We start from the raw sequence: 2,883 nt of genomic DNA, 5'->3' as shown, positions 1-2,883 counted from the left end.
CAGCAGGATCGGAGCACCCGCGACCGTCGCAGCAGGAGCCGCGGACAGCGCATCCGGGAACACTGCCCCCGACGCGACATACACAGTCGACGACCCGTCAGGGAACCCCGCCTTGGAGGTGTTGACCGCGACTTCGTACCGGTCCGCACCCGCGATCCGATCGACGGCCACACCGGGCTCGGGCTCCACCGCCGTCACCGTCACGGTCGCCGTCACCTCGATCGCCGTCGAGCTGAAGAGCTGCTTCTCCGGCGCGTCGTACGCCGTCGATCCGCCCGCCCCCACCCACTGGTTGAGGTTGGCGCCGATCGAGCGCACCGTGCCCGAGACCGTGTACTCGCCCGGCGCCGTGAGGTCGGCCGCCGATACGTCCCACGCCACCGGCAGCTCCGAGGTGCCGCGCCCGTGGGCGAGCTCCACCTCGGCCGTGGCGGGCAGGGCCGCCACGAGCGCATCGGCCGAGCTGCCCTCCTCGACCGAGACCGGCCCGAGCTCGCTCTGCACGGCCGCGGTCGCATCCGCCGCCCGCACGGTGTCGTACTGGGCCTTCGTGAGCGACACGATGCCGCCGTGCTTCGTGCTCGGGGCCATGAAGAAGCCGCCGCCGGTGAGCTGGTTCCAGCCGGCCGAGAGGTCGGTGGTCTCCATCGGCCGGTAGCCGGTCGAGGGGATGACGTCGACGTAGAGGTACCAGCGTTCCTCGCTGTGGCTCTTGAAGACGGCCGGGCCCTCGACCCCGCCCGGGTTGCCGCCGGACCAGACCGCGCCGATCTGCGTCTGCAGGGTGCTCCAGGTCGTGCCCGGCTCCCACCAGCGGGTGTCGTCGGTCGACTCCATGTAGATGCCGTCGCCGAAGGCGTTGTCCTTCGTGATGCGGTAGGTCGTGCCCCCGTCCTGGATCATCGTGGTGTCGATCGCGTCGCCGCCGTTGTCGACGAAGACGCCGCCGTACTCGTAGCTCGCCTGCGTGAAGTCGGGCGTCGCGCCGTAGAGCACGCGGCTGTAGCTCGGGCCCTGCTGCTGCGGGTCGCTCGCCGGGAACACGGTCGAGGACCAGTAGACGACGAACGCACCGCGGCCGTCGGCGTAGTAGTCGTCGACCCAGGTGGCCTCGGGGGCCCAGGCCATGCCGAGCTCCGCTGCCGGAGCGCCGGTGGGGCCGGCGGCCACGTCGATCTGGCGCAGGTCGCCCCAGGTCACGAGGTCCTTGGACTCCCAGATGTTGAGCTTCGTGCTCGCGTTGCGGGTCCAGTGGCACCAGGTGGTGCAGGCCCCGCTGCCCGCGTCGCCGCCGAAGACCCGGAGGTCGGTGGCGATGATGTAGTAGGTCTCGGTCTCGGGGTTGTAGGTGAGGTACGGATCGCGCACACCGGTCGTGCCGAGATCCGACGCGAGGATGGGCTCGCCGCCGTTCAACGGATCCCACTGCTCCGGGTCGTCGCCCCGCGAGACGTCGAGGTAGATCTTCTCGGCGTAGCCCTCGGAGTCCTCGATGAAGTGCACCATCAGGTAGCCGTAGTCGTCGGTCGCCGTGGCGGCCGGGAGCACGGTCACGCCGATCTCCTCCGACGCCTCGACACCGCGCACGGCGGCCGTGGCGGTGAGCGTGCCCGTGAGGGCGGGCTCCCCCGCCGCGGGCTGCTCGGCGGTCAGCGACACACCGTCGTCGGCGATCGTCACGCCCGCGAGCGACGAGGTCCAGCGCACGGCGCCGCCGGCATCCGGCAGGGTGGTGCTGCTGTCGCTCACGACCACCGGCTCGAGGCCGTCGAGGATGCCCTGCGCGGCCGCGGCGAAGCTCGCCTCGTGCGCCACGGCGTCCGTCTCGCTCACGGCCTGCACCTCGTCGGCGCTCAGGACGCGGTCGTAGACGCGGAACGCCGACACCTCGCCCTGGAAGACGGGATCGGGCCAGGGCGAGCGGCCGATCGTGTTGAGCGACTGGTCGGTGATCGAGGCCGGCGTCAGGGCCGTCGCGCCCTGTGCCACGCGCACCCCGTCGATGTAGTACGAGATCGTTCCGGCCGCGCCGTCGATCACGGAGGTGAGGCTGTACCAGCGGTCGGCGTCGAGCCCGGCGCCGGCGCGGGCGTTGACCTCGCCGCCGCCGCCCGTGGTGGTGATGGCGGTGCGCGGGTTGTCGCGCACCGAGCTGAACCAGTACTGCTGGGTGGCGTCGTTGCCGATGTTCCAGAGGAAGTTGAACTGCGACTTCATGGCGGCGTCGATCCTCACCTCCGTCGTGACCGTGGCCGAGGTGGCGCCCGTGAGCACGTCGTCCGGCAGCTCAACCCAGTTCGCGGTGGCCGAGGTCTTCGAGCCGCCGGCGAAGCGGAGCGAGTCGCCCGTCCACAGGGCATCGGATGCGTTCACGACGGTCGCGTCGCCCACGGCGCCGTCACCGGTGGCCGTGTTCTCGACGGTCGCGCCGGTCGACTGGGAGAAGAGGTACTCGGCCACGAGGCCGTCGGCCGGAGCCGGGGCCGCGGCGGCGGGCGCCCCGGCTCCCGGCACGGCCGCGGTCGCAGGAGCGATCGCGACCGCTCCGAGACCGACCACCATCACCGTCGCGGCGGCAGCGGAGACCGCCATGCGCACTCTCGAGAAGGCGCTCATGCGCGGGGCTCGCAGCTCGTGAGCTCGGCGACGGCAACGCTGAGGCTGGCCGGCCCGCCGAGGAGGGTGACCTTCGTGGCGCCGAGCTCCTCGATCTGGGCGAGGGTCGCAGCGGGGATGCAGTCGGCCTTCACCGTGAACAGGGGTGCGTCGATCCGAGGTCCGTACGCCGAACCTGCGAGGGCGTCGGAGAACTTCAAGCCCGTCGCGAGCAGCACGTGATCGGCGGTGTCGAAGAAGTGATCGTTGATCGACCTCGACGCCTCG

Annotated in this window: 2 protein-coding genes; both read right to left on the bottom strand. The window is 71.4% G+C overall.

The window, feature by feature from the left end; genetic code table 11:
* Positions 1–2,592: LamG-like jellyroll fold domain-containing protein (locus N1028_RS19670; RefSeq protein ID WP_259531230.1), on the bottom strand; the 2,592-nt coding region annotated here is incomplete at its 3' end.
* Positions 2,593–2,612: 20 nt separating this feature from the next.
* On the bottom strand, positions 2,613–2,883 hold a 271-nt coding region (locus N1028_RS19665), incomplete at its 5' end, for a cell wall-binding repeat-containing protein (protein ID WP_259531229.1).

Source organism: Herbiconiux oxytropis (genome assembly GCF_024979315.1).
Lineage (GTDB): Bacteria > Actinomycetota > Actinomycetes > Actinomycetales > Microbacteriaceae > Herbiconiux > Herbiconiux oxytropis.
Note: the sequence above shows the minus strand (reverse complement) of the source record. Positions and strands in the feature narration are given on the sequence as shown.